Below are 3,915 nucleotides of genomic sequence, written 5' to 3'. Positions count from 1 at the left end.
CGGGCCCGGCCTGGAGACGGTGGCGGTGGACGGCAAGGTGCTGCGCGGGTCTGGGAGCAGTGAATCGGTTGCGGTGACGGTGATCGGTGCGATGGCGCAGGACGGGGCGCTGGTCGCGCAGCAGCGGGTGGCGGACAAGAGCAACGAGGTCCCGGCGCTGGCACCGCTGTTGTCGGTGCTCGACCTGCAGGGGGTGGTGGTGACGGCGGACGCACTGCACACGCAGGTGGAGACGGCGAAGGTGCGTTGGCCAAGGTCCCCAAGGGCGCGTGGACGCCCGCGCTCGACGCGAAAGGCACCCCGCGCGAGGACGCTGCCCTGGTCGAGATCACCGACCTGCTCGACCTCGGCGAATGGCCGCCGGGCCTGCGCGTGATCGTGCGCCGCGAGCCCGTCCACCCCAAGTACGCGCGCGACCTCAAGCCCTACGAGATCGCCACGGGCTTTCGCTACCAGGCCGTCGCCACCAATACGGCGGGCCGCCAGCTGCAGTGGCTCGATGCCCGGCACAGGGTTCACGCCCACGTCGAGTCCGGCATTCGAAGATCGAAATCTTTGACCCTCACCCGGCTGCCCTCGTTCAAGTTCGCCCTCAACCAGGCCTGGTGCACTCTGCTTGCCCTGGCCATGGACCTGCTCTCCTGGCTGCAACTCCTCGCCCTGGACGGCAAGCTCGCCAGGGCCGAACCCGCCACCGTCCGCAGCGAACTGTTCGACGTCCCAGCCAAGTTGACCGATCACGCCCGCCGCCGGGAGCTCAAGTTCGACCCCGCCTGGCCCGCCTCACACGCGGCGGCAGGCGCATGGGACCGCGTCCAGGCCCTGCCCGATCCCGGCTGACCGCCGCCCCCACACCCCGACACCCCGGAAGGAGAAGACCCGCAGCACCCTCGGCCAGTGGAAGCCGACGCCGCCCGCGACGACACGCGGCGCACCGGCCTGACCGGCAGCGATCACACCACAGAGCGAAACATCAGGAACCAGACATCCCAGCCGAACCCCTCACGCCGGCGCGCGCACGTGAATGATCGAGGCCGGGGCCCCTTCCGTGCGGAGGATCGGACCCTATCTGTCGTCAAAGCCTGTCAGCAATTGCCATCGGATCTGATTGGATTCGGGCCGCCGCGAACCCCCGGATTGCACGGGTTCATTGGACGCGTCGGGCGCCTGTCGTCTCGTTCGTTTGACGACACTCGTGAGCGAAGGGCAGGTAACTCGTGAGCTCCTCGACATCGAATGGAAGCCGGTAATGTGATCGAATGTTAAGTGAAACGTTCAGTCCGGAGTTCTGGCAGGACCCGCATCCGGCTTACGCCAACCTTCGCCAGGAGGGACCCGTACACCCAGTAGTGACGCCTGATGGTTTGCGAGTATGGCTTGTCACCCGCTACGAGGATGCCCGCGCCGCACTTGCCGACTCTCGGCTCGCCAAGGACGGGGCTGTGGTCGGCCACCTCTTCCAGCGCAACACCGTGCCCGGTGGAAGCCCGCGGTCGGTCGAACCGAGGACCGCCGGGCACATGCTCAACACCGATCCGCCCGCCCATACCCGGCTGCGCACGCTGGTTTCCAAGGCGTTTACCCCCGTTCGGATCTCCGGCCTGCGGCCCCGGGTGGAGGCCCTGTCGGCAGCTTTTCTGGACGCGCTCGCGGGGCGGGAGGAGGTCGACCTCGTCGACGACTACGCCTTTCCCCTCGCCATCACGGTGATGTGCGAGCTCTTGGGCCTCCCGGAGGGCGACCGGGAGCAGTTCCGACAGTGGACGCAGGACTACAATTCCACCGGTGCACCGGTAGCAGTCACCTCGGCGGCGCGGTCGATCACCGCGTACGTCGACGGTCTGATCGAGGAGAAACGCCGAATGCTCGGCGACGATCTGCTCTCCGCCCTGATCGAGGCCCGGGACGTCGATGACCGGCTCTCCGACGCGGAGTTGGTGGCGATGGTGTTCCTACTGCTCAGTGCGGGCCATGAGACCACCGTCAACCTGATCGCCAACGGGATGCGGGCACTGCTGCACCATCCGGACCAACTGGCGAGGCTCCGCTCGGATCCGGCTCTGCTCCCTCAAGCCGTGGAGGAGTTCCTGCGGTACGACGGCCCCGTTAACCTCGCGACGTACCGTTTTACCACCATGCCGGTCACCATCGGGGGAGTGGAGATCCCCGAGAAGGAACTCGTGCTGGTCGGTGTCGCTTCGGCCAACCGGGACGGTGACCGATTCAGCGCGCCGGACCGGCTGGACGTCGGCCGTACACCCAACCACCACCTCGCCTTCGGTGCCGGAGCCCACTACTGCTTGGGTGCCTCGCTCGCCAGGCAGGAGGGGGAGGTCGCATTCCGTGACTGGCTGCGGCGATATTCGCGGATCGAGGCGGCCGTGCCGCTAGAGGAGATCAGATATCGGCAGAGCCTTCTCATGCGCGGGCCTGAGTCCTTGCCGCTGCGGGTGCACACCGGCTGACGGCGGAGCCGCCGAACCCCCAGCCGACGCCCGCGGGTTCGGCGGCTCAGAAGCCCGGAGGCCTTGGCAGCACCACCGAACTGGTACGCAGATCGGATCGGGTGCCGTCCGACTACCGCGGTGGCTGGCTGACCTGGGGATTGGCGAGTTCGGGTGCCGAGGTTTCGATGATATCGGCGACGCGCCACGGGTCTTGGCCCTGGACTGTCCGCGAACCCGCTACGGTCCCGAGTGGCAGGTCGACAGTGCCAAGCCAGCACAGCGTGCAGTACCCGCCCGGGTGGCTTCCGGTGGCTCAGAGGGGCGACGCGTCACCTGCAGGAGAAGAGAAGCTCCCGCCCGGACGGAATCGTCAGCCGACCGAGAGACGCCATACGTGCAGCGGGACTGCCCGTAACTCCCTGGAGTGTGACGAACTTCAGGGATGAAGGGTCACCCTCGCGGTGCCGGAAGCGCCGGACGGGAGTCACCCGCCAAGAGCGAGTCCCGCCCCGCCGCCAGCTCCGGCACGTACTTGTATAGGGTCGTGCGGGAGACGCCGAGCAGCTTCGCAATTGAGGTGATGCTGTTCTCCGGTTGTGCGAGCAGCGCATAAGCGTGCCGGATCTGCTCCGCGTTCATGGCGGGCGGCCGGCCGATGCGCTCGCCGCGGGCGCGAGCTTCCGCCAGGCCCTCGTGGGTCCCCTGCACGATCAACTCCCGGACGAACTCCGCGAGCGCTGCGAACACATGGAACACCAGGCGACCGCCTGGAGTCGTGGTGTCCAGCGACTCGTGGAGCGACTGGAAGCCGATCCCGCGCTTGCGCAGGCCGGAGACGATGGAGATCAGATCTTGGATCGAGCGGCCCAACCGGTCGAGGGAGGGCACCACCAGCGTGTCGCCGGGGCGCACGTAGTCGAGGCACTTCCACAGTTCCTCGCGCTCCGCGTTCCTGCCGGACTTCTTCTCCGCGAAGATCCGAGCGCACCCCGCGGCCTCCAGTGCACTGATCTGCCGGTCGAGCAACTGGCCCTTGGTGGAGACCCGGGCGTAGCCGATGAGGACGCCGGAGGACGTTGCCGGGAAGGCCGTCAGGAGGTTGTCGCCGTCCGCGGCCCACTGGGGGAGTGTCGTCATGAACGAGCACCGTACAGAAAAGGGCAGCAGGGTGTTGCTGAACACGCTGGCTTGTTGGACGCCCTTTCTGGACGCCGGACCCCCGGCGTAGGGCCGATTCCCTCGTTGCGCGCCCACTCGCCATCCTGGGCATCACCAACAACCCGCACACTCACGGAACTTGATCAAGCCCTGGCCGCCTACGGGGAGAACGAAATGGCCGTTGACAATTGATCAACGCCTGGTCCAGCTGGTCAGACACGGCAGCTGTAAGTCTTGATCGTCTGGCTCCGGTCATGTGGCCGCCGCGGTGATGTTGTTCCATCGGCGGTGGGCCTCAGTGGCCTGGTGC

Annotated in this window: 3 protein-coding genes and 1 pseudogene; 3 read left to right on the top strand and 1 reads right to left on the bottom strand. The window is 67.3% G+C overall.

Translation table 11 applies throughout. The features are described from left to right. The 3 genes and pseudogenes from ABZZ74_RS52820 to ABZZ74_RS52810 all read left to right on the top strand — a co-directional run. A pseudogene (locus ABZZ74_RS52820) lies at positions 1 to 376 on the top strand (ISAs1 family transposase); the annotation flags it as partial. Then, positions 373 to 840 carry a transposase gene (locus ABZZ74_RS52815; protein ID WP_356951259.1) on the top strand — a complete coding sequence of 156 codons (468 nt, stop codon included), beginning with the start codon at positions 373 to 375 and terminating at the stop codon, positions 838 to 840. The pseudogene ABZZ74_RS52820 and the gene ABZZ74_RS52815, both read left to right, overlap by 4 nt. A gap of 524 nt (positions 841 to 1,364) precedes the next feature. After that, positions 1,365 to 2,465, top strand: a complete 1,101-nt coding sequence (locus ABZZ74_RS52810) for a cytochrome P450 (protein WP_356951258.1) — start codon at positions 1,365 to 1,367, stop codon at positions 2,463 to 2,465. Positions 2,466 to 2,897: 432 nt separating this feature from the next. On the opposite strand, the gene ABZZ74_RS52805 is transcribed toward ABZZ74_RS52810, so the two are convergent. Next, a complete protein-coding gene (locus ABZZ74_RS52805; RefSeq protein ID WP_356951257.1) occupies positions 2,898 to 3,584 on the bottom strand; it encodes a recombinase family protein in 687 nt (228 codons plus the stop codon). Positions 3,585 to 3,915 lie beyond the last annotated feature (331 nt).

Origin of the sequence: Streptomyces sp. NPDC006476 (genome assembly GCF_040612015.1) — a bacterium.
Taxonomy (GTDB): domain Bacteria; phylum Actinomycetota; class Actinomycetes; order Streptomycetales; family Streptomycetaceae; genus Streptomyces; species Streptomyces griseorubiginosus_B.
This window is presented reverse-complemented; position numbering and strand designations above follow the sequence as displayed.